Source organism: Vibrio sp. 10N.261.52.C11, from assembly GCF_041471405.1.
Lineage (GTDB): Bacteria > Pseudomonadota > Gammaproteobacteria > Enterobacterales > Vibrionaceae > Vibrio > Vibrio crassostreae_C.
The window spans coordinates 1-1,063 of record NZ_JBFROI010000083.1 but is presented as its reverse complement, the minus strand read 5'-3'; the positions used below and the strand labels follow the sequence as shown (position 1 = coordinate 1,063).

Genomic DNA, 1,063 nt, shown 5'->3' with positions numbered 1-1,063 from the left:
GCCTCCCAGAGCCCTTTAGCATGTGCTTCTGATTCACAATACCAAAGCTCTTTGAGTTGTGCCCCGAGTATATAAGTGGTCATTAAGTCCTTATTGATATTCAATATTTCTGTAAGATAGCTGTCTTGCCGTGGATTTAAGTTGCCTCTATTTTTCAACAACACCCAGCGTGAGCGCTTGACCCATTGCCTCGCTTTTTTATCTTGCTTGAGTTTGTTGGCTTGGTCGACTCGGACTCTATCCATGACCTCACGACCGAACTTAGCAACAACATGGAATAAGTCGTAAACGATTTTTGCGTTCGGGCAATGCGCTTGAACTTCAAGGTCAAAAGCCGTATTCATGTCCATCGCGACCGCTTCGATATTATTGCCATGCTTGCCTAACAGCTCGAAGAACGGTCGTATGTCCTTGCGGCTACGGCCTAACCCTATCCAAATAACTTGGTGAGTCTTAGCGTCAGCAATGACCGTGGCATACCTGTGCCCTTTAAAGATAGCGAACTCGTCCATGACGAGTTGCCTTAGCTCTTCCCATTTCACTGACGGTACAACTTGTCGAAGTCGGCGTTTATCTATCTCTTTAATGGTGTGCCAATGTACGCTTGTTAACTGGGAGATATGCTTAATGGGAAGAAGAGGCAGCAGTTGTTCTATATAACTTTTTAAGCGCTTCGTTATACGAGCATAAGGCTCTAACCAAGATAGAGACTCTGTTTTTATGCCGCAGTCACGACACTTGATTCTTCGTGTTTGAACGGAAAGTTCAACAGGAACACCGAGCAACATGGCTTCTTTCACATGACGCCATTGATACTCGTGGATAGCTTCGGCTTCAAGACCACAAAGGCACTTAGCCTCAGAGTTAGGTTTAAGAGTCAGGGTAATAAGTGATGCTGTCTGGTGAGACTTTACTATTTGAAAGCCTTCCCAGAATGAAGATAGGAAAGTATGATTCGGCATGAAAACGGTAGTTTGTGTATGATTTTTGTTTGGCGACTAAACCATATCACTTACTACCGTTTTTGTTTTTAGTTCCCGCTAATCCGCGATGAACCTTTTTT

1 protein-coding gene is annotated in these 1,063 nt (G+C 44.0%); it reads right to left on the bottom strand.

Annotated features, from left to right (window positions below):
• The coding region (locus tag AB4323_RS22795) for an ISL3 family transposase (protein WP_372153421.1) at positions 1–962 on the bottom strand (962 nt) is incomplete at its 3' end.
• Positions 963–1,063: the final 101 nt, after the last annotated feature.